Origin of the sequence: Yoonia sp. TsM2_T14_4 (assembly GCF_049602355.1) — a bacterium.
GTDB classification, from domain to species: domain Bacteria; phylum Pseudomonadota; class Alphaproteobacteria; order Rhodobacterales; family Rhodobacteraceae; genus Yoonia; species Yoonia vestfoldensis_A.
Genome location: NZ_CP187137.1, coordinates 22,773 through 47,500, shown reverse-complemented (window position 1 = coordinate 47,500; position 24,728 = coordinate 22,773). Strand labels below are relative to the sequence as shown.

The 24,728-nt window shown below is 59.8% G+C and carries 20 protein-coding genes, 1 tRNA gene and 1 riboswitch; of the genes, 6 read left to right on the top strand and 15 right to left on the bottom strand.

Annotated features, from left to right (window positions below):
- Positions 1-618: 618 nt before the first annotated feature.
- Together msrQ and msrP are read right to left on the bottom strand one after the other, a co-directional pair.
- Positions 619-1,236: a protein-methionine-sulfoxide reductase heme-binding subunit MsrQ gene (gene msrQ / locus ACPF9B_RS00210; RefSeq protein ID WP_424178404.1), complete on the bottom strand. Its 618-nt coding sequence runs from the start codon at positions 1,234-1,236 to the stop codon at positions 619-621.
- Between the two features lie 31 nt (positions 1,237-1,267).
- A complete protein-coding gene (msrP, locus tag ACPF9B_RS00205; RefSeq protein WP_007206021.1) occupies positions 1,268-2,170 on the bottom strand; it encodes a protein-methionine-sulfoxide reductase catalytic subunit MsrP in 903 nt (300 codons plus the stop codon).
- Positions 2,171-2,445: 275 nt separating this feature from the next.
- Here msrP and ACPF9B_RS00200 point away from each other — a divergent pair, with 275 nt between their 5' ends.
- Positions 2,446-2,922: a fasciclin domain-containing protein gene (locus ACPF9B_RS00200; RefSeq protein WP_040483259.1), complete on the top strand. Its 477-nt coding sequence runs from the start codon at positions 2,446-2,448 to the stop codon at positions 2,920-2,922.
- 142 nt (positions 2,923-3,064) lie between these two features.
- Here ACPF9B_RS00200 and clpB read toward each other — a convergent pair whose 3' ends face one another.
- Complete coding sequence (clpB, locus tag ACPF9B_RS00195) at positions 3,065-5,686, bottom strand: ATP-dependent chaperone ClpB (protein WP_424178401.1); 2,622 nt, start codon at positions 5,684-5,686, stop codon at positions 3,065-3,067.
- Positions 5,687-5,838: 152 nt separating this feature from the next.
- Here clpB and pyrF point away from each other — a divergent pair, with 152 nt between their 5' ends.
- Positions 5,839-6,549, top strand: a complete 711-nt coding sequence (gene pyrF, locus ACPF9B_RS00190; protein WP_424178399.1) for an orotidine-5'-phosphate decarboxylase — start codon at positions 5,839-5,841, stop codon at positions 6,547-6,549.
- Here pyrF and ACPF9B_RS00185 read toward each other — a convergent pair.
- Genes ACPF9B_RS00185 through ACPF9B_RS00175 form a run of 3 tightly spaced genes read right to left on the bottom strand, consistent with a single transcriptional unit; the run spans position 6,546 to position 8,995 of the window.
- On the bottom strand, positions 6,546-6,818 hold the full coding sequence (locus ACPF9B_RS00185) for an NfeD family protein (RefSeq protein ID WP_007206025.1): 273 nt from the start codon (positions 6,816-6,818) through the stop codon (positions 6,546-6,548). The two genes, pyrF and ACPF9B_RS00185, sit on opposite strands and share 4 nt — an antisense overlap.
- A gap of 1 nt (position 6,819) precedes the next feature.
- On the bottom strand, positions 6,820-7,710 hold the full coding sequence (locus ACPF9B_RS00180) for an SPFH domain-containing protein (protein WP_007206026.1): 891 nt from the start codon (positions 7,708-7,710) through the stop codon (positions 6,820-6,822).
- 28 nt (positions 7,711-7,738) lie between these two features.
- The gene (locus ACPF9B_RS00175; protein WP_040482909.1) at positions 7,739-8,995 is read right to left on the bottom strand and encodes a D-amino acid dehydrogenase; all 1,257 of its coding nucleotides are present in this window, start codon (positions 8,993-8,995) and stop codon (positions 7,739-7,741) included.
- Between the two features lie 121 nt (positions 8,996-9,116).
- A riboswitch (glycine riboswitch) is annotated at positions 9,117-9,202 on the bottom strand.
- 125 nt (positions 9,203-9,327) lie between these two features.
- Between ACPF9B_RS00175 and ACPF9B_RS00170 the strand changes: the two genes are divergently transcribed.
- On the top strand, positions 9,328-10,581 hold the full coding sequence (locus ACPF9B_RS00170; protein ID WP_424178395.1) for a DNA polymerase IV: 1,254 nt from the start codon (positions 9,328-9,330) through the stop codon (positions 10,579-10,581).
- Between the two features lie 15 nt (positions 10,582-10,596).
- On the opposite strand, the gene ACPF9B_RS00165 is transcribed toward ACPF9B_RS00170, so the two are convergent.
- Positions 10,597-11,460: an N-formylglutamate amidohydrolase gene (locus ACPF9B_RS00165; protein WP_424178393.1), complete on the bottom strand. Its 864-nt coding sequence runs from the start codon at positions 11,458-11,460 to the stop codon at positions 10,597-10,599.
- 153 nt (positions 11,461-11,613) lie between these two features.
- Here ACPF9B_RS00165 and ACPF9B_RS00160 point away from each other — a divergent pair.
- From ACPF9B_RS00160 to ACPF9B_RS00150, 3 genes are all read left to right on the top strand, one after another.
- A tRNA-Val gene (locus tag ACPF9B_RS00160) sits at positions 11,614-11,688 on the top strand.
- Positions 11,689-11,763: 75 nt separating this feature from the next.
- Entirely contained in the window at positions 11,764-11,889 is a 126-nt protein-coding gene (gene ykgO / locus ACPF9B_RS00155) for a type B 50S ribosomal protein L36 (protein ID WP_010141322.1), read from the top strand.
- A 169-nt stretch (positions 11,890-12,058) separates the two neighbouring features.
- On the top strand, positions 12,059-13,258 hold the full coding sequence (locus ACPF9B_RS00150; protein WP_424178389.1) for an ABC transporter substrate-binding protein: 1,200 nt from the start codon (positions 12,059-12,061) through the stop codon (positions 13,256-13,258).
- Positions 13,259-13,296: 38 nt separating this feature from the next.
- Here ACPF9B_RS00150 and ACPF9B_RS00145 read toward each other — a convergent pair whose 3' ends face one another.
- The 8 genes from ACPF9B_RS00145 to fdhF form a co-directional block, all read right to left on the bottom strand.
- The gene (locus ACPF9B_RS00145; protein ID WP_424178387.1) at positions 13,297-14,493 is read right to left on the bottom strand and encodes a phenylacetate--CoA ligase family protein; all 1,197 of its coding nucleotides are present in this window, start codon (positions 14,491-14,493) and stop codon (positions 13,297-13,299) included.
- A gap of 99 nt (positions 14,494-14,592) precedes the next feature.
- Complete coding sequence (locus ACPF9B_RS00140; RefSeq protein WP_007206033.1) at positions 14,593-15,408, bottom strand: ABC transporter ATP-binding protein; 816 nt, start codon at positions 15,406-15,408, stop codon at positions 14,593-14,595.
- Between the two features lie 51 nt (positions 15,409-15,459).
- Positions 15,460-16,743, bottom strand: a complete 1,284-nt coding sequence (locus ACPF9B_RS00135) for an ABC transporter substrate-binding protein (RefSeq protein ID WP_007206034.1) — start codon at positions 16,741-16,743, stop codon at positions 15,460-15,462.
- 57 nt (positions 16,744-16,800) lie between these two features.
- Positions 16,801-17,877, bottom strand: a complete 1,077-nt coding sequence (locus tag ACPF9B_RS00130) for a branched-chain amino acid ABC transporter permease (RefSeq protein WP_424178384.1) — start codon at positions 17,875-17,877, stop codon at positions 16,801-16,803.
- 77 nt (positions 17,878-17,954) lie between these two features.
- The gene (locus ACPF9B_RS00125) at positions 17,955-18,953 is read right to left on the bottom strand and encodes a branched-chain amino acid ABC transporter permease (RefSeq protein ID WP_424178382.1); all 999 of its coding nucleotides are present in this window, start codon (positions 18,951-18,953) and stop codon (positions 17,955-17,957) included.
- Positions 18,954-19,039: 86 nt separating this feature from the next.
- Positions 19,040-19,858 carry an ABC transporter ATP-binding protein gene (locus ACPF9B_RS00120; RefSeq protein WP_007206037.1) on the bottom strand — a complete coding sequence of 273 codons (819 nt, stop codon included), beginning with the start codon at positions 19,856-19,858 and terminating at the stop codon, positions 19,040-19,042.
- Entirely contained in the window at positions 19,855-21,813 is a 1,959-nt protein-coding gene (locus ACPF9B_RS00115; RefSeq protein ID WP_007206038.1) for an AMP-binding protein, read from the bottom strand. Before ACPF9B_RS00115 ends, ACPF9B_RS00120 begins: the two co-directional genes overlap by 4 nt.
- Positions 21,814-21,957: 144 nt before the next feature.
- A complete protein-coding gene (gene fdhF, locus ACPF9B_RS00110) occupies positions 21,958-24,723 on the bottom strand; it encodes a formate dehydrogenase subunit alpha (protein ID WP_424178380.1) in 2,766 nt (921 codons plus the stop codon).
- Positions 24,724-24,728: the final 5 nt, after the last annotated feature.

Sequence of the window (24,728 nt, the reverse complement as noted above, 5' to 3'; positions counted from 1 at the left end):
TTTCTCTGTTTATCGTGCTTCAGGTTTTCATAAGAAAACAAGAAACCGTCCAAACAGTGAAGCTGACACTCTATCATCGGGCCGAAACCCTAAGAGCGTTGATATACAGACGTCTGATCCATCGAACTGAACCAAACCGCCCACATATCTCTTCAGATATATCAATTTCAAACAGCGTAGAGACAAAAAGAAAACAGATGCGCCCTAAACTCCGGCGCGCCCGCCTCTAATCCTCAATAATTTCTTCTTACCGCTTCCAAACCTTCAAGACCGTCTCCAGCCCCTCAAACCCGTCTAGCGCCCCGACACTGCATCTCTGCGCCGCCGGTGAGGGGGGTTCTACGGTTACTGCACGCAGCCCGCAAGGGGTTTTTTCGGGAAAGATACATTTTTTGTGACAACCCTGATTTTTTCCGCTTTTTGAGGGGGTTAGAGCAATTTCCGTTCGCGGACCCTAGGTTCGATTGCAACTTTGTTAGGCGGAATGAAAATGGAACATACTAGATTTTGGGTTATCCTCAGAGTTACCCACAAGTGGCCAGGTCTGACACCGCCTTTGATGTTCCGATTCAATAACGAGTCGCGCGAATGGTGTCACATCAGACAGGTGAGTCGGGCCTATGCTGCCTGTTTGCGCCAGGCGACATGCCTGTAGCGCAACGCGACCAGACCGATGCTGAGCACCAGATAGACCAACGGTTCCACCTGAAACCCGCGTGACAGCCACAGATAGTGCAACGCACCGAGGATCACGGCGACATAAGACAGCTTGTGCAACTGCCGCCAGGCTGCTGCCCCCATCTTGCGGATTGACAGATTGTTTGATGTCACGGCCAGCGGGATCAACAACACAAACGCCAGCATCCCCACTGTCACATAGGGTCGCTTGACTGTTTCGGTCCAGACGCGGCCCAAGCTTTGGACATCCAGCACTGCGAAGACCAGAAAATGCGCCAGGACGAAGAAAAAGGCGCAAAGCCCGATTGCGCGGCGGAACTTGATCAGGTTCACCCCGGTCCATTGCCGCAGCGGCGTGACCAGCAGCCCCGCCACCAGCAAGATCAGCGCGATTTCCCCATAGGTCCGTTCCAGCACATTGATCGGCTCGACCAGATAGGGGCCTTGTTGGTTCACAGCGCGCCAAAATTCCCACGCAGCATAGGTAGCCGCAATACCATAGAGCGGCCAAGCACGAACATTGCGCAACGCGCCGTTGATAGTTGCAGAGAGCGTCATGGGCTATCCTATCCGATCCGATCCGCAGGCTTTAAATGAAGACCGACAGGTCCATACCATCGTACAAGGGCGCGACTTCGGGATAGCCGTTGAACATCAACGTGTCCTGGCGTGCCGCGAACAAGCCGCCACCGATGCGGCGTTCGCTTGCTTGGCTCCAGCGGGGGTGATCGACGTTTGGGTTCACGTTACTATAGAACCCGTATTCGCGGGCATTGGCGATATTCCAGCTGATCGGCGGTTCCTGATCAGTCAGGGTGATCCGCACGATCGACTTGATCGACTTGAACCCATATTTCCACGGCACCACCAGCCGGATCGGGGCGCCGTTCTGGTTGGCAATGGGTTCGCCGTAAATACCGGTCGCCATGATGGTCAGAGGATGCATCGCTTCGTCCAGACGCAGACCTTCGACATAGGGGAAATCCAGCACGCGGCGCTGCACCCCGATCATGTTTTCGGGCTGGACCACGGTTTCAAAGGCAACGTAACGCGCGCCGGACTGCACACCGACCTTGTTCAAGATATCGGCCAGTTCGATCCCATTCCACGGAATGACCATCGACCACGCCTCGACACAGCGGAACCGATAGATGCGATCCTCGACCGTCAGGCCTGCCAACAGATCGCCCAGCGCGTAATCGCCGGGGCGGTCCACCATGCCATCGACCTTGATCGACCAGGGCGCTGTGACAAGCTGGTGCGCATTCGCGGCGGGGTCGCCCTTGCCAGTGCCAAATTCATAAAAGTTGTTGTAGCTGCGGATTTCCTCGAGCGTGTTAGGCTCCAGCCCAGCCTGCGCATCAGCCGCGCGTGGCACCAGACCGATCGCACCCAGCCCTGCGGCGCCCGCAAGGATCTGTCGCCGGTTAAGATACGCCGCTTTTGGCGTGATGTCTGCGTGGGTCAGCGTGTTCTTCCAGCGATAGGCCATTGTCTGTCTCCGATTCAGGTGGGTTACTTGTCTATACGACAGAAAGCTGAATTTGTTTCTCACGATGCTGCCAAGGTTTGAAATGTTCCAGTTTTGCACGGAATTTTCACGACTTTTCACAGGAGGTTGATTTGAAATCGCAGATGACGGCGGCTTAGCCCGCGCGCCCTTTCTGTCAAGCGGCGTAGGCGGGAATCCCCGCTGATCCAGCCGTAAAACACTACGTAAAAAGCACGATGCCAACGAAAAGGCATTTCCAACTGAAGGAACATATCATGCTACGTAGAACTTTTGTCGCAATCGCCACTACCACCGCCTTGTCGTCGGTCGCTTTCGCTGCCGGACATTCCAAGGACATCGTGGACACGGCCGTCGAAGCAGGCACATTCACAACACTGGTCGCCGCTGTCGAAGCCGCAGGTCTGGTTGAGACGCTCAAGAGCGAAGGCCCGTTCACCGTATTCGCCCCCACTGACGAAGCCTTTGCCGCCCTGCCTGCAGGCACCGTCGAAGGTCTGCTGGCCGATCCAGAAGCACTGGCCGCGATCCTGACCTACCATGTTGTCGCTGGCAAAGTGATGTCGACCGATCTGTCGGATGGCATGACCGCAACAACCGTGAACGGCGCGGACATCACCATCGGCACCACGAATGGCGTGACCGTCAATGGCGCGAATGTCGTGACCGCAGATATCGAAGCATCGAACGGCGTGATCCACGTCATCGACGCGGTGATCCTACCACCGATGTAAGACCTGTCCTCTTGGATACGACAAAGCCCCGGTCAATGACCGGGGCTTTTTTGTTTTCAGACGCTGCCGGATGCGGGCGTTTGATGGCGCTGAAGCCTCCGGCGGGGATATTTCGGCTCGGAAGATGGGAAAGGCTTTGGCATTAATGCAGCGGCAGGTTTGGCGGTGCGATCTGGCTGCTGGTGGCGACACGGTCGCCCACGATCAATCCGTCCAATCCGTCCAATCCGGCCGTGACCTTGATCACGGCGCCTTCCAAGACATCACCGCCAAGGATCATTTCTGCCAACTGGTCCTGCAAGGTGCGCTGGATCACCCGTTTCAGTGGGCGCGCACCGAACACCGGATCGTAGCCTTCATCGGCCAGCCAACGCAGCGCGCCATCATCCAGATCAAGGCTGATGTTGCGCCCGGCAAGCCGTTTGGCCAGCAGACCCAGCTGGATCGCGACGATCCCCGCCATGTCATCACGCGCCAGACGGTCAAAGATGATCGTCTCATCCAGCCGGTTCAGGAATTCGGGCCGGAAATGGGCGCGCACGGCATCCATCACATCACGTTTGGCGGCACCCGAATCCACCCCGTCAGGCAACTGGCTCAGCGCCTGCGCGCCAAGGTTGGACGTCAGGATGATCAGCGTCTGTTTGAAATCGACATGCCGCCCTTGGCCATCGGTCAGCACCCCGTCGTCCAGCACCTGCAACAGCACGTTGAACACATCAGGATGCGCCTTTTCAACCTCGTCGAACAGGATCACCTGATAGGGGCGGCGGCGCACAGCCTCGGTCAGCACGCCGCCTTCGTCGTAACCGACATAGCCCGGAGGTGCGCCAATCAGCCGTGACACGGCATGCTTTTCCATGAATTCGGACATATCGATCCGCACCATCGCGCTGTCGTCGTCGAACAGGTACTCGGCAACGGCCTTGGTCAGTTCGGTCTTGCCCACGCCGGTTGGCCCGAGAAACAGAAACGACCCCAGCGGGCGGTTTTCGTCATTCAAGCCCGCCCGCGCACGGCGCACGGCATTGGCGACGGCGCGCACGGCGGTTTTCTGGCCGATGACGCGCTTGCCCAGCGCGTCTTCCATGCGCAAAAGCTTGTCACGCTCGCCTTCGAGCATCTTGGACATCGGGATACCGGTCCAGCGTTCCACCACTTCGGCGATCTGTTCGGGGCGCACGGCCTCTTCGACCATCAGGTCGTCATTCGCCTCGACCTCGGCCAGTTGGCGTTCCAGTTGCGGGATCACGCCGTAGGACAGCTCGCCCGCTTTCGCCAGATTGCCTTCGCGCTTGGCGATATCCAGATCGGCGCGCGCACGGTCAAGCCGTTCCTTGACGCCGCGGGTATCCTCTAGCTTGTCACGCTCGGTCTGCCATTTCGCAGTCATTTCCGACGCGCGGTCCTGCACATCGGCCAGTTCCTTTTCCAGCTTTTCCAGCCGGTCCTTGGACGCTTTGTCGTCTTCTTTCTTCAACGCCTCGGCCTCGATCTGCAATTGCAGGATCTGGCGGTCGAGTGCGTCGAGCTCTTCGGGCTTGCTGTCCACTTCCATGCGCAACCGGCTGGCGGCCTCGTCCATCAGGTCGATGGCCTTGTCCGGCAGGAAACGGTCGGTGATATAGCGGTGGGACAGCGTGGCGGCGGCGACCAGCGCGCTATCCGAAATCCGCACGCCGTGGTGCAATTCATATTTTTCCTTGATCCCGCGCAGGATACTGATCGTGTCGACGACGGTCGGTTCTTCGACCAGCAAAGGCTGGAACCGGCGGGCAAGAGCTGCGTCCTTTTCCACATATTTGCGATATTCGGCCAAGGTGGTGGCACCGATGCAATGCAATTCGCCCCGGGCCAGCGCCGGCTTGATCAGGTTGGCGGCGTCCATTGCGCCATCAGCCTTACCGGCACCGACCAGCGTATGCATCTCGTCGATGAACAAGATGATCTCGCCGGCGGCGGTTTCAATCTCTTTCAGCACGGCCTTTAGCCGTTCTTCAAACTCGCCCCGATATTTCGCACCGGCAATCAGCGCACCCATATCCAGCGCCATCAGTTTCTTGTGGCGCAGCGATTCAGGCACATCGCCATTGACGATGCGCAGCGCCAGACCTTCGGCAATCGCGGTTTTTCCCACACCAGGTTCACCGATCAGCACCGGATTGTTCTTGGTCCGGCGCGACAGCACCTGCATCGCGCGGCGAATTTCCTCGTCCCGCCCAATGATCGGGTCGATCTTGCCTTGCTCGGCGGCTTCGGTCAGGTCGCGGGCATATTTTTTCAGCGCGTCGAAACTGTCTTCGGCGCTGGCGCTATCGGCGGTTCGGCCTTTGCGCATGTCGTTGATCGCGGCATTCAGCGCCTGTGCAGTGACGCCACCGGCATCCAGCGCATCCTTGGCTTTGGATTTTACCAATGCCAACGCGGTCAGCAAGCGTTCAACTGGCACGAAACTGTCGCCCGCCTTTTTGGCGATTTTTTCAGCCTCATCCACCACCGTGGCGGTGATATTGTCGAGATAGACCTGCGCAGCATCGCCGGTCACCTTGGGCAGTTTGGCAAGGGTTGCGTTGACGGCGCCCAGCACATCGGCAGGGCGGCCACCGGCACGGGTGATCAGATTGGCGGCAAGCCCTTCCTCGTCGTCCAGCAAGGCTTTCAACAGATGTTCAGGTGTCAAACGCTGATGATTTTCGCGCATTGCGATCGTCTGGGCGGATTGGATAAAACCGCGCGACCGCTCTGTGAACTTGTCCAAGTTCATGGTGTTCTCCTTTATAAAGCGCCCGTTGACGAACATGCCCGGCTTTGCGGCACATGCCCAATTGGGCCTCATTGTATAAATGGGTGGGGCGGATTGATTGCGCAAGACCAGCGCGCAGGCTAGACCGCAACAAACAGATAAGGATTACCAAGATGCCCGATGACCGCCTGATTGTTGCGATGGATGTCCCCAATGTCGTGGCCGGTCTGGAACTGACGGCCCTACTTGGCGACAGCGTCAGCTTCTACAAGATCGGTCTGGGGATGTTGACGGGCGGCGGTCTGGCGTTAGCCAACGAGCTGAAACAGGATCAGGGCAAGCGCATCTTTCTGGATATGAAACTGTTCGACATCAGCGCCACAATCGAGGCGGCAGTGCGCGGCATCGCAGCTTTTGATCTGGATTTCCTGACCGTGCATGGCGACCCGCATGTGGTGCGCGCGGCACGGCAGGGGGCGGCAGGGTCGGATATGAAAATACTTGCCGTGACGATCCTGACGTCGCTGGACCGCAATGATCTGGACGCGTCCTGTATCAAGGCGGGCAATATCACCGATTTGGTGCAGGAACGTGCGGGGCTGGCGCTGATGGCGGGGGCCGATGGCGTGATCGCGTCACCACAAGAAGCGGGATTAATTCGCGCGCTCCCCGAAGCGGCAGGCAAGCTGATTGTGACCCCCGGCGTGCGGCCCGTCGGGGCAGATCGGGGCGACCAGAAACGCGTGGCGACCCCTGCGCAAGCCGTGGCAAACGGGGCTGATCATGTCGTCGTCGGGCGTCCGATCTGGCAGGCAGCCGATCCGCGCGCAGCCGCCCAAGATATCCTGCGCGAACTGTCTTCAGTGCAAGCGACCGCGCCTTAGTCGTTGATATCAGTTTCCCAGACCTTGACCTGTCCCTGACGCAGCCGGAAAAACCGGCGCATCCCCAGATAGGATAGCAAAGACAGAACTGCGAAGATCACAAGAGTTAGCGCAAGCCCGGTTGCATTGATCCCGAACAGGATTAGCAGACCCAACAATCCGGCACCGATGGCGAAGCCCAGAAAGATATAGCCGGGGATCAAGACCTCTAACGTCGCCAGGATCAGCGCGCCGGACATCCAGACCCACCATTGTGCCCACAATACCATATCAGCGCCCCTTCAACATCTTGAACGCATCGGCAAAAGCATCCAGCGCATTGGCCGGCAGCACGACGGTCTGGTTGCCTTGCCCTGCGCCCATTTTTGATATCGCCTCGACCTGTTTGAGCGCGACTTGGTATTGCGCAGCTTCCAGCCCGTTTTCGGCAATCGCACCTGCCACAACCTGCGTTGCATAGGCTTCGGCATCAGCCAGCACGCGGCGCGCCTTGGCTTCTTGTTCGGCGGCGTAAAGATCGGCATCGGCCTGCAATTCAACGGACCGTTTCTTGCCCTCGGCCTCGGTCACTTGGGCACGGCGGGCGCGTTCGGCGTTCAACTGCTGCAGCATCGCGGCGCGGGTCGCCTGATCCAGATTGACGTCAAGGATTTCGGCGCGCGTCACCTCGATCCCCCAATCATCGACTTGCTGGGATACCTGTTCGCGCACCGCTTCGATCAACCGGCTGCGATTGGCCTGCACCTGATCAAGCTCCATCCGGCCAATCTCGGACCGCACGATCCCCGCGACGGTGGTCGAGATCGCAGCATCGACGTCACGAATGCGATAAACCGTCTTTTCAGGTTCGATGATGCGGTAAAACACCGATGTTTCGACCTGTACCAGCACGTTGTCAGAGGTGATCGCATCCTGCGTCATCGGAGGCAATTGCCGTTCGAGGATCGACACCTGGTGGCGGACACGATCCAGAAACGGCACGATGAAATTGATACCGGGGCCAAGCACCGATTGCAGGCGGCCAAGACGTTCCACCACGAACTTTTCCGATTGCGGCACGATGCGCACACCCGCCATGACGCAAACGACGATGAACACCGCCAGCAAAAGATAAAGTATGTTCTGGCCGAAAAACTCGGCCAGAAATTGATCCATCGGCATTGGTGCATCCCTTGCGTTGTCGTGAGTGTCAGTTAGGCACGATTGACGCGGATTTCAAATCATACCGCGCCATGCTGTTGCTTTTGAAACGCGCGGCGATGGTTGCGCCGATGGCGTCCGCTGTCGCGGGGCTCAGCGTCCAGCCCAGATGACCATGGCCGGTGTTGTAAAACACGCGGTCATTGCGGCCCTGCCCGACGCGCGGCATCATGTTGGGCATCATCGGGCGCAGGCCCGCCCAAGGCACACAAGCCTCGGTCGAAACATCGGGAAAATGCGTTTCGCACCATTGGATCAAGGGGCGCACACGACGTTCCAGAATATCGCGGTTTTCGCCGTTGAACTCCGCCGTACCCGCAATCCGCAGCCGGTCCCGACCCAGACGGGATGTGACGATCTTGGCCTTGTCATCCAGCAAGGAAGTCGTTGGCGCCGCCGCCTGACTGGCCGCATCGTTCAGATTGACCGTGATCGAATAGCCTTTGACCGGATAGATGTTCACGCGATCCCCCAGCTTGGCCGCGAATTTGCGACTGGCGACACCGGCCGAAATGACGATACCGTCAAAGCGGGTCTCGTCTCCGCTTTCCACATAAACCCCGTCATCGCGCAGATGCAGGTCCGTCACCGGCACACCAAGGCGAAAGGTCACGCCCTGCTTTTGCAGCCAATCGGCCAGCCCGACAGTGAATTTGTGAATATCACCAGTGCTGTCGCTTTCGGTCCAGAACCCGCCAATGATATCGCCACGCAGGGTGGGTTCGCGCGCCAAAACCTCGTCCACGGTCAGTTCGCGGCGATCCAGACCGCCCTCGCGCAACAACCCGTTGACCATGCGGGCATGGCGCAGGTCCTTGTCAGTCTTGTAGAAATGCAGGATGCCCGCAGGGCTGAAATCGAAATCCACACCGGACCTGTCCGCCATCTCCGCCAGACCCGCGCGCGCGGCAACAGCCAACCGCGCGGTCTTGACGGTGTTGGACTTGTAATTGGGGATATTGCCCAGAAATTCCATCATCCAGCTGACCTTGTGCCAACCGGGGCGCGGATTCACAAACAAGGGCGCATCGCCCTGCAACATCCACTTGATCCCTTTCAGCACGGTGGACCATTGGTTCCAGACCTCGGCATTGGAGGCACTCAACTGGCCGCCATTGGCAAAACTGGTCTCCATTCCGGCGTAACGCTGGCGGTCATAGACCGTCACGTCGAACCCGCGGATCATCAGGGAATAGGCAGTGGTGACGCCGGTAATCCCGGCACCGATAACAGCAATCGAAGGCATGGCATTTCTCCGCCATTGGCGCTTGCGCGCGCTCGCCCCCGCCGTTGCTGTGCCTGAGAGATTCACCCGTCGCGGGGCTTGCTCCTTCGGCGGACCATCAAAGGCCACTCTTCGGCGTGTTGCACCCCAACCGGTCCTTTTGCCTGAGAGTGACCGGGGCGGTTGCTCCTTCGGCGACGGACATCCGTTCTCTCCCGGATGGCGTGTGATGTGGCGGGGTTACGCCGGAACCCGGCACCACGCAAATGAAATTCCGCATCTTCCGAGGATAAATATCCCCGCCGGAGGCCAGAAGTCTCTTTTTTACGCAACCGCCCAGTCTATGATGCGACATGCCTGCATTATGCCGCGATTGCCTGACGACATTCGACAGCGAAACACGCTGTCCCGCCTGCCGGTCACCCCGCGTGACACGGCACCCCGAATTGTTCGCACTGGGCATCGCGCATATGGATTGTGACGCCTTCTATGCTTCGGTGGAAAAGCGCGACAATCCGGGTCTCGCCGACAAACCTGTCATCATCGGCGGTGGCAGGCGCGGGGTCGTGTCCACCGCCTGCTATCTGGCGCGCATCAAGGGCGTCAAATCCGCCATGCCGATGTTTCAGGCGCTGAAGCTTTGCCCAGAGGCTGTCGTCATCAAACCGCGGTTCGACGCCTATGTCAAAGCGTCCCGCGCGATCCGCGCGATGATGGATGACTTGACGCCTCTGGTCGAACCTTTGTCATTGGACGAGGCGTTCATGGACCTGCGCGGCACCACAAAACTGCACCATGCGCCACCCGCCGTGATGCTGGCGCGGCTGATCAAGCGGATGAAGGATGAATTGGGCCTGACGGGGTCGATTGGGTTGTCGCATAATAAATTTCTGGCCAAGGTCGCGTCCGATCTGGAAAAGCCGCGCGGCTTTTCGATCATCGGCAAGGATGAAACCCCGGCCTTCCTGCGGCCTAGATCAGTCAGGCTGATCTGGGGGATCGGTCCTGCGGCACAGGCCAGCCTCGAATCTGCGGGCATCCGCACCTTTGACGATTTGTTGCGCTGGGATCGGCGCGACCTGCACGCGCGATTCGGCCACACCGGGGAACGGCTTTATGCACTGGCGCGCGGCGAAGACGGGCGCCGGATCAGCCCCAATGCACCGGTCAAGACGCTGTCAAATGAAACCACTTTTCACGAAAACACCGGCAATCCCGATATTCTCGACGGGCATCTGTGGCGCATGGCCGAAAAGGTCAGCGCGCGGGCCAAGGCGACCGACAAGGCGGGGCGTGTCGTGCAGCTGAAACTCAAGACAGCAGATTTTCGGCTCATCTCGAAACGGCAAAGCCTGCATCACCCCACGCAGCTGGCTGACACGATCTATCGCACCGCGCGGGGTCTGTTTGATCAGGTACCGGGGTCGGGGCCTTACCGTTTGCTGGGGGTCGGGCTGTCAGACATCACAGCGGCTGCGGATGCGGACCGCAGCGGCGACCTGCTGGACCCTACGGCAGACCAACGGGCCAAGGCGGAGCATGCCACCGATGTTATCCGACAGAGATACGGGTCTGATGCGATCATCAAGGGGCGCGCGTTGCGGTAAGGTGCTTGATCCACCTTACTCAGCGGCGACACGCACCGCAGGCACGCGTCCGATATTGGCAAGTGCGGCGATCACCCCGCCCAGCAAATCCCGAAACGCATCAAAACCGGCGCTGGGCGTCAGCGTTGTTTCATGCATGTAAAGCGCGCGGTCGATCTCGACCTGAATGGCGTGCTGGTTGCGCGACGGGCGGCCATAATGCTGCGTGATATAGGCCCCGGCAAAAGGCATGTTGCGCGCCACTTTCAGCCCCGCCGCGATAAATGCCGCCTCGACCTGATCCATCACCGCGCCCGACGCCGTTGCCCCGAAACGGTCCCCGAGCACGACATCGGGACGGCCCGCTCCTGGCGGCCCCATGTTTTCCAGCGCCTCATGCGGCATCGAATGACAATCTATCAGAACAGCCTGACCAAAATCATTGATGCTTTGGTCTATCAGCATCTGCAAACGGTCATGATAGGGCCGCCAATATTGAATGACGCGTTGATGCGCCTCAACCAGTGTCAGCTTGCCGCGATAGATCTGCCGGCCATTCGCCACAACGCGCGGAATCACACCCAAACCGCTGGCGACGCGTGGGTTATGGATGTTGCGCCGAACGCCTTCGATCAGGGCCGGGTCGAATTCATCCGGCCCACGATTGAGATCAAGAAAAGCGCGCGGCGCAGTCGCGGTCAGGAACGGGGCGCCATGCAGTGGTGCTGATGCGAACAGCAGATCGACAAATGCATCTTCCGACGACCGAATTTCCTGCGCATCCAGCACCGCGCGGCGCAGAAACGACGCAGGATAGTCACGCCCGCTGTGTGGCGAAGCGAAAACGACGCTGGTCGAACGCGCCTCTGGCAGCAATAGATGATAGGGCGATGTCGGCAATGAAACACTCCTTCAGGTCTTCAATCTAGCGCATTTGTGGAAATGAGCAAAAGCCCTTGATCCCTGTTCCGACTCCTTTTATAGACCGCACGACTGACGCGGTTCGTGCCGCGTCCTATTTCGTTATAGGGCGCATCAAACCGTTGACGGCATGGATGATTAGCTCAGCGGTAGAGCACTTCGTTGACATCGAAGGGGTCACTGGTTCGATCCCAGTATCGTCCACCATGATTTCGCGGGCCATTCCGGCCTAAATGCAACCCAAGGCGCAATCCGCGCGCCGCGACATGAAGGACACGCACCATGAAGGTCCGTAACTCCCTCCGCTCGCTCAAGCAGCGCCATCGCGATTGCCGCGTCGTGCGCCGTAAGGGCCGCGTCTATGTGATCAACAAGACGCAACGCCGGTTCAAGGCCCGTCAGGGCTAAGACCTGCCAAAGCAGCAGATCAAAAAGGTCGCATCCTTCGGGGCGCGGCCTTTTTCTTTGGGACGGGATCAGAAAGTTGCGGGCAGATCGCCACCCGGACTGGAAAAGCCCGCAAGGGTTGTATTAACGTGGCACAACGTTTTGTTTTGATTGCCGCGAAGGAAACCAGATGGCACGTAGATCCATTCCCCAACCAGCTACATTATCTGTCATTTTGCTCAGTCTTGCCGCCCCTGCATTCGCCCAAGACCTCTGCGGTGGCGTAGGGTCCGGCGGGCAATGGATCGGCGGCGACGCCGCCAGTTCAGATATGACAACGGCCGACAATTTCCGTGAACAATTGGCGCTCGTGATGGGTGGCAATGATTACGTCGCCCTGTTCACCCTGTCTGAGACGACCGATGTCCGGCTAGAAGCGGCAGGCCGGGGCGCGGGCGATCCGATCATCGACTTGCTGCATGCGGACGGCAGCCTGATCCTGTCGGATGATGATTCCGGTGGCAATGCCGCATCGCGCGCCGAAACAACGCTCGACGCAGGCAGCTATTGCATGGCGATGCGCAGCTATGACGGCGGACCGATGACCGCATTCGTCCGCATCGGGCGGCAGGACCATGAACCGCTGACCGAGGGGATCGCCTTGCAGGTTGATCCCGGTAGCAGCGGCAGCTGTGCCGAGGCGGTGCCGATCGGCCCGCTGGGGTCCAGCGTCAACGGGTCAGCGACTGACGACCCCTACTGGAGCTTCACGCTGGATCAACCCACTGCAATCAGCATTACCGCTGTGAACGAATCCGCCGACCCGTTGATCACGCTTTATGACGGCGCCAATAATTATATCGCCGAGAATGACGATCACGACGGGTTCAATTCGCGCATCGACATGACAGACCCGCTGGCCGCTGGCACCTATTGCATCAGTCTGAACGCATTGGCCGATGAAACCGCGCCAATCACCTTGACCGTCAGCGCCTATGACCCGCAGGCCGCCGTGCTTGCGATCTACGACCGCGGTGAAGCGGCACCACCGCTGGACGGGACGGTGCCTGTGACAGACCTTGGCCTTGTCAGCACCCGCATCCGGCAGGATGTTAACGGAAGTTCCATCGCATCATGGTTCACCGTTGACGTCGACGCACCCGGCCTGCTGATGCTGGAAGCCATTGGCAATGCGAGCGCCGATCCGGTTCTGGTGATCTTTGACGATCTTGGCCGCGAGATTGGCCGCAACGATGACCACGGCAACACGACCGACAGCCTGATCGCAGCACGGGTGACCCCCGGCACCTATACCATCGGCGTATGGAAATACGGCGGAAGTCTGGGGCTGATCCGCCTGCTTGTGGAACGCTACGTTCCGGCCCAGTAAAGGGTCAGGCATCAGCGCGTGATGCGTCGTTATTGGCATCAGGTGTCATAGCTTCGGCGATCCTCGATCACCAACCCGTCGCGCGGCAGCGTGCCGGGCGCACAACAGATCACCTCGCCCTTCAGTTTCAGGATATCGACGACAGCGGCAGCGATGGCCGTTGCATCCAGCCCGGTGCCTTCGACATGGACCTGCATCGTATCGGCATCGCCAGCACGGTCGGCGATAACGCGCGCACGCGCAGCACCCAGCTTGGCGACAAGGGCAGCCACCTGTTCGGGGCGGACGAACATGCCCTTGATCTTGGTCGTTTGATCGGCGCGGCCCATCCAGCCTTTGATGCGCATATTGGTGCGCCCGCAGGGGCTCGTGCCTGGCATCGCGGCGCTCATGTCGCCAGTCGCAAAGCGGATCAGCGGGTAATCGGGGTTCAGGGACGTAACCACGACCTCGCCCACATCGCCGGGGACGACCGGATCGCCGGTGCCGGGGGTGACGATTTCGACGATCACGCCTTCATCGACGATCATGCCTTCGCCGGGGGCCGTTTCATAGGCGATATGGCCCAGGTCGGCGGTCGCATAGCATTGCAGACAGGTGACACCACGGTCAGCATAATACTGGCGCAATTGCGGAAACAGCGCGCCACCCGAAACAGCGGCCTTGGTGATTTTCAGGGCGACACCCATTTCGTCCGCTTTCTCAAGGATCACCTTGAGGTAATCAGGCGTGCCGGCATAGGCAGTTGTCCCGATATCGGCGGCGGCACGGACCTGCAATTCGGTCTGGCCGGTGCCGGCAGGCAGGATCGCGGCACCGACGGCGCGCGCGCCATTCTCGAACATCGTGCCGGCAGGTGTCAGATGATAGCCGAAACAATTCTGCACGATATCTGTCGCGCCGATCCCGCAGGCATGCAGGAACCGCCCGAACCGCCACCAGTCATGCGAAGATCCACCCGGTTCATAGATCGGGCCGGGCGACTGGAACATATGGGTCATGTTGGACACATGCAGTCCGCCAAAGGGTGGCTGTGCCTTTTGCCAGCTGCCAAGATCGGATTTGCGCAGGACCGGAAACTTTGCAAGATCCGCCATCGACGTCACGACGACATCGGGCAGACAGGCCCCCGGCATCGCGCGCACGCGTGCGATCTGTGCGCGCAGCTGGTCGAGCTGGGCTGCGGCGCGGGCCTGAGGCGTGCGTGTTTCCAGATCGTCGAAATAGGTCGTCATCAGTGTCTCCTGTCCACATCCATGCAGCGACGTGGATCAAGGCAGGTCTGGCCCTGCACGCACCGCTATTCAAAGCGCCCCCTCAGAAGGGCGCGATCATCATGCCAGCCACCGCTTGCGCCGCCGGTAGCTGCGCACGTCACGAAACGATTTGCGCCCCTCGTCCGACATGCCCAGATAAAATTCCTTCACATCGGGATTTTCGCGCAATTCGGCGGCGGGGCCTTCCATCACGACACGCCCGCTTTCAAGGATATAGCCTTGATGCGCGAACCGCAGGGCGACGTTGGTATTCTGTTCGGCCAAAAGGAAGGACACGCCTTCGTTTTCGTTGAGGTTTTTCACGATGGTGAAAATCTCCTCGACCAATTGCGGCGCAAGACCCATCGACGGCTCGTCCAGCAGGATCGTTTCAGGCCGCGACATCAGCGCGCGCCCGATGGCGCACATCTGCTGTTCCCCCCCCGAAGTATAGCCCGCCTGACTTTTGCGCCGTTCTTTCAGGCGTGGGAAATAGGTATAGACCATCTCAAGATCAGCCGCGACAGCCGCCCCGCCATCACGGCGGGTATAGGCCCCAGTCAGCAGGTTTTCCTCGATTGTCAGATGCTCGAAACAATGCCGGCCTTCCATGACCTGCACGACGCCTTTCTTGACCAAGGCCTCTGGCGACAAGTGATGCACGGGTTCGCCGCGATAGATCACCGATCCTTTCGTCACCTCGCCGCGTTCGGAATGCAAAAGGTTGGATATTGCCTTGAGCGTGGTGGTCTTGCCTGCGCCATTACCACCCAAAAGCGCCGTAATCCCGCCTTTGGGCACATTCAACGACACGCCTTTCAGCACCAGAATGACGTGATTGTAGATCACTTCGATGTTGTTGACCTCAAGCAGGGTCTCTTTGCTGTCCGGCATTACTGGCTCCATGGAAAACGGACGGCCCGAAGGCCGCCCGTGGTGATGTGTTTACAGACAGCCGGGAGTGATCCCACTTTCGGCGGCAAATGCGGCCGAATCTTCGGCAATCAAAGGTGCGATGACCGAAGCGTCAGGCGAGATGAAACCCGTCAGCGGTTCCCAGACCCCAGCCGAGGCATTCCACTGCTGCACAAGGCCCTGCCCCGTGCCTCCATGGTTCTGGCAGGTGACCGCAAATTCCGGCCCGATCCCTTCCATGCCAAGTTCGGTCATGCGGGCGTTGGTGATCTCCAGCGCCTCCATCCCATCGCGGACCATCGCGGGGGTCACATCAGCCACCCCGTGGATGTCCTGCGCATTGGCAATGGCTTCGGCGGCCAGCATGGCGGCATACATGCCCCGCACATAAAGCACCGACCCAAGGTTCGATCCGTCACCGGCCGCGTTGCCCGCCTCATGCACAAGGCTCTGGATTTCGCTCAACACCGGATAGTCGGTGATCGGGTTCATGTTCAGCGATTTGTACCCGTTCGCGGCCATGCCCGCCGGTGTCACGTCATGCTCAGCCCCGGCCCACCAATTGCCGATGAAGTTTTCCATCGGAAAACCGATATTCGCGGCTTCCTGCACGGCAACCTGGTTCATCACGCCCCAGCCCCACATCAGCACATAGTCAGGCCGCTCGCGCCGGATTTGCAGCCATTGCGATTTCTGTTCCTGACCAGGGTGATCCACAGCCAGCTGCGTCAGGGTAAACCCATGCAGCGCAGACAGGTCTTCCAGCGTGCGGATCGGTTCCTTACCATAGGCGGAATTGTGATACACAAGTGCGATGGTCTTGCCATCCAGCGACCCGCCGTTTTCATCAAGCAGGTAATTCACCGCAACTGATGCAGCATCCCAATAATTGGCGGGATAGTTGAACACCCAGTTGAACACCTCGCCATTGGCGGCAGATGTGCGGCCATAGCCCATCGTGTGCAGTGGGATATTGTCGGCCGTAGTGCGCGGGATCAACTGATAGGTGATACCCGTAGATAGGGGTTGATAGATCAAGGCGCCCTCGCCCTTGGTCGCCTCGTAACATTCGACACCACGTTCGGTGTTGTAGGCCGTCTCGCATTCGATCACGCGGACAGGCTCGCCGCCGATCCCGCCATCACGGGCATTCAGCAGCGCGAAATAATCCTGATACCCGTCCGAAAACGGCACGCCGCCCGCCGCATAGGGGCCAGTGCGATAGCTCAGATCCGGGATCACCAGATCGGCCATGGCGGTCCCTGCGGTCATCGACCCAGCCAGGGCCATTACGGCCAGTGTCTTCATCTTCATCGGTCTCTCCTCCCAATGGTTACGATTGTTCTGCCGGGGTGTACCCCGATCTGTCTTTTAATAGGGGAACGGCCATAGCCGCAGTTTCTCTTTTGCCACGCGCCAAAGCTGGGCAAGGCCGTGGGGTTCCTTGATCAAAAAGAACATGATCAGCCCGCCCACGATCACCAGTTGCAGATGGGCCACCAGATCCGTGGGCCAACCCAGCAGATCAACGCCAATCACCTTCAGCGCGACAGGCAACAGCACCAGAAACGCCGCCCCCGCGAAGCTGCCGAACAGCGACCCCAGCCCGCCGATAATGATCATGAACAACACCAGGAACGATTTCTGGATGCCGAATGCCTCGCCCACTTCGACAGCGCCCAGATAGACGGCAAAGAACAAAGCACCCGATATGCCGATAAAGAACGACGACACGGCAAAGGCGGTCAGCTTGGCCTTCAGCGGGTTGACCCCGATGATCTCGGCGGCGATATCCATGTCGCGGATCGCCATCCATGACCGGCCAATCGTGCCGCGCGTCAGGTTGCGCGCGATCAACGCGCAGATCGTCAGAAACACCAGACAGATCATGTATTGCGCCCAAGGCGCGGTATTCGGCCCTGTCACGGCGATGCCAGCGACAAAACGTTCCGGCGCGTTGATCTGGCCAGATGCGGAATAATTATAGAACCAGCTGACCTTGTTGAACATCCAGACCAGAAAGAACTGCGCGGCCAGCGTCGCCACTGCCAGATAGAACCCTTTGATCCTCAGGCTAGGCAGCCCAAACGCCGCACCGACAGCCGCGGTGATCCCGCCCGCCAGAATGATATGGATCACGATGGACACGTCCGGAAAGGACGTCATCAGCTTGTAACAGGCATAGGCCCCCACCGCCATGAACCCGCCGGTGCCCAGGCTGACCTGCCCGCAATAGCCTGTCAGGATATTCAGCCCGATCGCTGCAATCGCATAGATCAGGAACGGCACCAGAATGGCATTCGCCCAATAGGCATTGACGAAAAACGGCACCACGCAAAAAGCAATGACCAGCACAGTCCAATACCGCCAGCGATCAAAAGCAATGGGAAAGGTCTGGCTATCCGCCTGATAGGATGTCTTGAAATCGCCCGCCTCACGATACAGCATGACTTAATCCCTTCCCATCTTCCGAGCCCAAATATCCCCGCCGGAGGCCAAAAAGTTCTTTTGAAATGACGCTTGCATCACACACGTTCGATGATCCTTTCGCCAAACAAACCCTGCGGACGAAACACAAGGAACACCAGCGCCAGCATATAGGCGAACCAGTTTTCCGTGGCCCCGCCCAGATAGGGCGCACCAATCGTGTATTCGAACAGCTTTTCGCCGACCCCAATGATCATACCACCAACGATGGCCCCAGGGATCGACGTGAAACCGCCCAGCATCAGCACCGGCAAAGCTTTCAACGCGATCAGCGACAGCGAGAACTGCACGCCGGATTTCGCACCCCACATAACCCCAGCGACCAGGGCAACGATCCCTGCCAGCGACCAGACCAGCACCCAGATATAGCTCAGCGAAATGCCAACGCTCAGTGCGGCCTGATGGTCGTCGGCCACAGCCCGCATCGCGCGGCCCTGCTTGGTATATTGCGCAAAGGCGACCAGCCCCGCGACCAGCACCAGCGCCACAAGGGTCGCGACCATGTCCAGCTTGTCGATGAAAAAGCCGTAGAAATCATCGCCGCCCAGCCCGTTCGTCATCTCCTCGACCCAGAGCGACCCACCCTGTGGCAGGCCCAGCGCCAGCGTGCGGATGCTTGACCCCCACATCAGATCGCCCACACCTTCAAGGAAATAGGCCAGACCGATGGTCGCCATGAACAGGATGATCGGTTCCTGTCCGACCAGATGTCGGAACACGAAATGCTGCACCGCCCATGCAAAGGCGATCATCACCAGCACCGTTAGGAAAATCGCGAGGATGGCCGGCACCTGCCAGCCGAAATGGTGGATGTTCGTGCCAAAGACTGCGTTGATCAGATGGGCAAAGGGCACCTGCCCTTCCATGATCCCCACCAATGTCAGTGCCGCGAACAGCGCCATCACGCCTTGGGCAAAGTTGAAGATGCCAGACGCCTTGAAGATCAGCACAAAGCCAAGGGCGACCAGCGCATAAAGCACACCGGCCATCAGCCCGTTGATGACGACTTCGATGCCGTAAAGAAAATCAGCCGACATGGCGTGCCTCCCCGCCCCGGGCCTGACCCGGGGCCTCTTGCCAATGGTGGTCGAGGTCCCGGATCAGGTCCGGGACGGCGAAGGCGTTATTCATGCGCCACCCCCAGATAGGCGTCGATCACCTCTTGATTGTTGCGCACCTCGTCGGGGGTGCCGTCGCCGATCTTGCGACCGTAATCCATCACCACAACGCGGTCGGACAGGTCCATGACCACGCCCATATCATGTTCGATCAGCGCGATGGTCGTGCCGAATTCGTCGTTCACATCCAGAATAAAGCGGCTCATGTCCTCTTTCTCCTCGACGTTCATGCCAGCCATGGGTTCGTCCAGCAGCAAAAGCTTGGGTTCGGCGGCAAGCGCACGCGCCAGCTCCACCCGCTTTTTCAACCCGTAAGGCAGGCGGCCGACAGGCGTCTTGCGGATCGCCTGAATTTCAAGAAAGTCGATGACCTTTTCCACGATTTCGCGGTTGGCGACCTCTTCAGCCTCAGCGCGACCTTTCCAGATCGCCTGCGCCAGCAAACCGGTTTTCATATGTGTCAACCGCCCGGTCATGATGTTGTCGAGCACGCTCATCCCCTCGAACAACGCGATATTCTGGAAGGTGCGCGCGATGCCAAGGCGGGCGACCTGATAGGGTTTCATCGGCTTGCGCTTTTCGCCACGAAACCAAACCTCGCCGTCCTGAGGATGATAGAACCCCGAGATCACGTTCAGCATCGACGATTTGCCCGCCCCATTCGGCCCGATGATCGCCCTGATCTCGCCTTCGCGGATATCAAACGAAATGTTCTTGATCGCCTCCACCCCGCCAAACCGCAGGGTGATGCCGCGCATGTCCATCAACACGCCACCGATCTGGCGGCCATCAGCGGTCACATAGGGTGCAACACCGTCCATCATTCTGCCGCCACCTTGTGTTGTTCCGCCGCGACCTGAGCGTCGCAGATCGCCAGCGTCGCCGTAATCTTGCCCTTGCGGCCGTCCTCATAGGTGACTTCTGTTTCAGTGTAGATATCAGCCGCCCCGCCATAAAGCGCCGTGATCAGGTCGTGGAATTTCTCTTCCACGATCCGGCGGCGGACCTTACGGGTGCGAGTCATCTCGCCGTCATCGGCGTCAAGTTCCTTGTGCAGCACCAGAAAGCGATGCACCTGACAGCCTGCCAGCATCGGGTCGGCGGCCACGGAGCGGTTCACCTCGGACACATGGCCAAGGATCATGTCCAGCACGCGCGGATGCTGCGACAATTCCTGATAGCTGGAATAGGCGATATTGTTGCGTTCCGCCCAATTGCCCACTGCTGTCAGGTCGATGTTGATGAAGGCGGTGCAATAGTCGCGGTTCGCGCCGAACACGACGGCCTCGAGGATATTGGGATAGAACTTGAGCTTGTTCTCGACGTATTTGGGCGCGAACAGCCGCCCATCAGCCATCTTGCCCACATCCTTGGCACGGTCGATGATCCGCAGGTGGCCGGTGCCATCCTCGATGAACCCCGCATCCCCCGTCGCGACCCAGCCGTCGGCATCCTTTGTGGACGCTGTGCTTTCGGGGTTCTTGTAATATTCGACAAAGACGCCAGGGCTACGATAATAGACCTCGCCATTCTCGGCGATGCGCAGCTCCACACCGGGGCTTGGCACGCCGACTGTATCGGACCGGACTTCGCCATCGGGTTGCTGGGTGATGAACACGGTCGCCTCGGTCTGGCCGTAAAGCTGTTTGAGGTTGATGCCCAGCGCGCGGTAGAAATCGAAAATCTCTGGCCCGATAGCCTCGCCCGCGGTATAGCCCACACGCACGCGGCTAAGGCCAAGGGTGTTTTTCAACGGCCCGATCACCAGCAGTTTCGCCAGCATGTAATTCAACCGGTCGCCAGCGCTTACCTGCTTGCCATCCAGCAACAGCGCACCGACCCTGCGCCCCACCGCCATATAGCGATGGAACAGCCATTTCTTGACCCGCCCCGCATCTTCCATGCGGATCATCACATTGGTCAGTTGCTGTTCGAACACGCGTGGCGGGGCAAAGAAATAGGTCGGCCCGATCTCGCGCAGGTCCAGCTGCATCGTGTCCGCACTTTCGGGGCAATTGACACAAAAACCGGTCCACATCGCTTGCCCCACCGAAAAGATGAAATCCCCGACCCAGGCCATTGGCAGATAGGCCAGCACCTCGTCATCGGCGCGCAGATGGTCGAATTCAGACGAGTTTTTCGATGTTTCGATCACATTGCGGTTGGACAGCACCACGCCCTTAGGCCGCCCGGTGGTGCCGGAGGTATACAGCATCACACATGTGTCGTCATAGGTCCGCGCAGCGCTGCGGGCATTGACCTGATCCAGCAAACCCGACGCGCGCCCCGCCTTTTGCACATCAGCATAGCTGGTCATCGCGGCATGGTCGTATTTACGCAAACCCCGCCCGTCGAGGTAGATCACATGGTCAAGCTGGGTCAGCCCGTCACGGACATCGGCGATTTTATCCACCTGTTCCTGATCGCCCACTACCGCAAAGCGCGCGCCACAATGGTCCAATGCATAGGCGATTTCCTCGGCCGCGGCTTCGGCATAAAGCGGGACGGGGATACAGCCGATCCGTTGTGCCGCAACCATCGCCCAGTAAAGCGCAGGGCGATTCCGACCAGAGACAGCAACATGGTCGCCCACATTCGCCCCCAGCGTCAGCAAGCCCATCGCCAGCGCGTCGATCTGTTCAGATGCCTGCGCCCAGGTCCAGCTTTGCCAGATACCGAATTCCTTTTCGCGGTAAGCGGGCTTTGCCCCATGGCGCGCCACATTGCGCGCCAGCAGGTCGGGGATTGTGACAAGGCCGCCGTCAGCGGGTGCGTGCATCTTGATGATCCTCCCTCTGGGCGGTTATCCCGCCCTTGGCCACGAGTCGCCTCCTCGCAACGTGCAGCCTTGGGGTGATCTTGCGGACCATAGGGCGATCCGTCAAATCTTTTTTTGAACGGGCGTTCAGTTAATCGGCGGGACTTACTCCGACGCGACCTCGCTTTGCGCTTTCTCGACCCGCACGGCGGCGAATTTGAATTCGGGGATCTTGCCATAGGGGTCGATGGCGGGGTTGGTCAGGATATTCGCCGCCGCTTCGACATAGGCGAAGGGAACGAAGACCATGTCGGGGGCGACGGCGCGGTCGGACCGCGCCATGATGTCAATGCTGCCGCGCCGTGTCGTCAGGCGCACCATGCCGCCGGGTTCCACCCCCAGCCTGCGCAGGGTGGACGGGTGCAGCGAACAATTCGCCTCGGGTTCGACCGCATCCAGCACGCGCGACCGCCGTGTCATCGACCCCGTGTGCCAATGTTCCAGCTGGCGGCCGGTGGTCATGATCATCGGATAGTCGGCATCGGGGGTCTCGTCGGGGGCAATCACGCTGGCGGGGGTGAATTTGGCGCGCCCATTCTCGCGCGGGAAACCATCGGCAAAGACAATCGGCTGGCCCGGATCATCGGGCGTCAGCGACGGATAGGTCACCGCGCTCTGCGCCTCCAGCCGGTCCCATGTGATATTGTTGAGCGACGCCATCACTTGGGTCATTTCGCCGAACACCTCGGACGGATGCGCATAGGTCCATGGCAGGCCCAGCCGTTTGGCCAGTTCCACGGTGATCCACCAATCCTCGCGCGCGTCACCTGGCGGCGGCACGGCGGGGCGGCCCATCTGGACCTGCCGGTTGGTGTTGGTCACGGTGCCGGTCTTTTCGGCAAAGGCGCTGGCGGGCAGGATCACATCGGCGAAATTGGCGGTTTCGGTGATGAAAATGTCCTGCACCACCAGATGCGACAGCTTGGCCAAGGCCGCGCGGGCATGGTCCACATCGGGGTCCGACATGGCGGGGTTTTCGCCAAGGATATACATGCCGTGGATGTCGCCATCATGCACGGCATCCAGAATCTCGGTCACAGTCAGGCCCTTGGTGGCGTCGATCTCGCCATGCTGCCAGACCTCCTGAAACGCGTTGCGCACCCCTTGGTCGCCGACGGGCTGGTAATCGGGCAAAAACATCGGGATCATGCCGGCATCCGACGCGCCTTGCACGTTGTTCTGCCCGCGCAGCGGGTGCAGCCCGGCCCCCGGACGCCCGACCTGCCCCGTCATCAGTGCAAGCGAGATCAGGCAACGCGCGTTATCCGTGCCGTGGATATGCTGGCTGACGCCCATGCCCCAAAAGATCATCGCGGCCTTTGCACCGGCAAAGGTGCGCGCCACGTCGCGCAGGGTTTCGGCGTCGATCCCGCATATCCCAGCCATCTTTTCGGGGCTAAAATCGGCCAGATGCGCCTTTTCGGCCTCCCAATTCTCGGTATAGGCGGCGATGTATTGCCGGTCGTAAAGCTGTTCTTCGACGATCACATGCATGATCGCATTCAGCATCGACACATCGGCACCCGGACGGAATTGCAGCATGTGGCTGGCATGCCGTTTCAGCGCCTGCCCGCGCGGGTCCATTACGATCAGCTTGCCACCGCGTTTGGCGAATTGCTTGAAATAGGTCGCGGCGACGGGGTGGTTCTCGATCGGGTTGGCGCCGATGACGATGGCGACATCGGAATGTTCGATCTGGTTGAAGGTCGCGGTCACAGCACCGGAGCCGACATTTTCCATCAGGGCCGCCACCGATGACGCATGGCACAGCCGCGTGCAGTGGTCGACGTTGTTGTGGCCGAACCCCTGACGGATCAGTTTCTGGAACAGATAAGCCTCTTCATTGGTGCATTTGGCGGACCCGAAGCCCGCGACACCTGTGCCGCCAATCGCGCGCAACCCGCCAGCAGCTGCGTCCAGTGCTTCGTCCCATGTCGCCTCGCGGAAATGTTTCTGCCAGTTGCCGGGATCGACGTTCAGCCCCTTGGCGGGCGCATCGGCGCGGCGGATCAGCGGTTTTGTCAGGCGGTGCGGGTGGTGGATATAGTCGAACCCGAACCGCCCCTTGACGCAGAGCCGTCCTTCGTTTGCCGGGCCATTGATGCCCTCGACGAACTTGACCCTGTTGTTCTTGATCTTCAAGCTGACCTGACAACCGACACCGCAGAACGGGCAGACGCTAGCGACCTCGCGGTCGTAATCGGCAGTATCGCCCTGCTGATTTTCATCAGTCACCGTCGCAGGTAAAAGCGCGCCAGTCGGGCAGGCCTGCACGCATTCCCCGCAAGCCACGCAGGATGATCCCCCCATCGGGTCATCCATGTCGAATACCGGATAGGCCGTGCCACCGCGCCCCGCCATGCCGATCACGTCGTTGACCTGCACTTCGCGGCAGGCGCGCACGCAAAGCCCGCACTGGATGCAGGCATCAAGGTTCACCGACATCGCGACATGGCTGTCATCCAGCAGCGGAATATGCTCGGCCTTGGCGGGAAAACGGCTGACAGCCACACCTTGCGCGCCTGCCATGTCCCACAGATGGCTGGACCGGTCATGCGCCACGTCTTGCGCCGGTTGGTCGGCGACCAGCAATTCCATCACCATGCGTCGCGCCTGCACCTCGCGCGGGCCATCAGTCGTGACAACCATGCCGTCGCGCGGTTCGCGGATGCAGGAGGCGGCAAGCGTCCGTTCGCCTTCGATGGCGACCATGCAGGCGCGGCAATTGCCGTCCGACCGGTAACCGGGCGCGGGTTTGTGGCACAGATGTGGGATCACCAGACCGCGACCGTTCGCCACCTCCCAGATCGTCTGGCCGGGGACGGCGGTGACGGTCACGCCATCAAGGGTAAAGGTGATCTGGTCGGACATTGCAT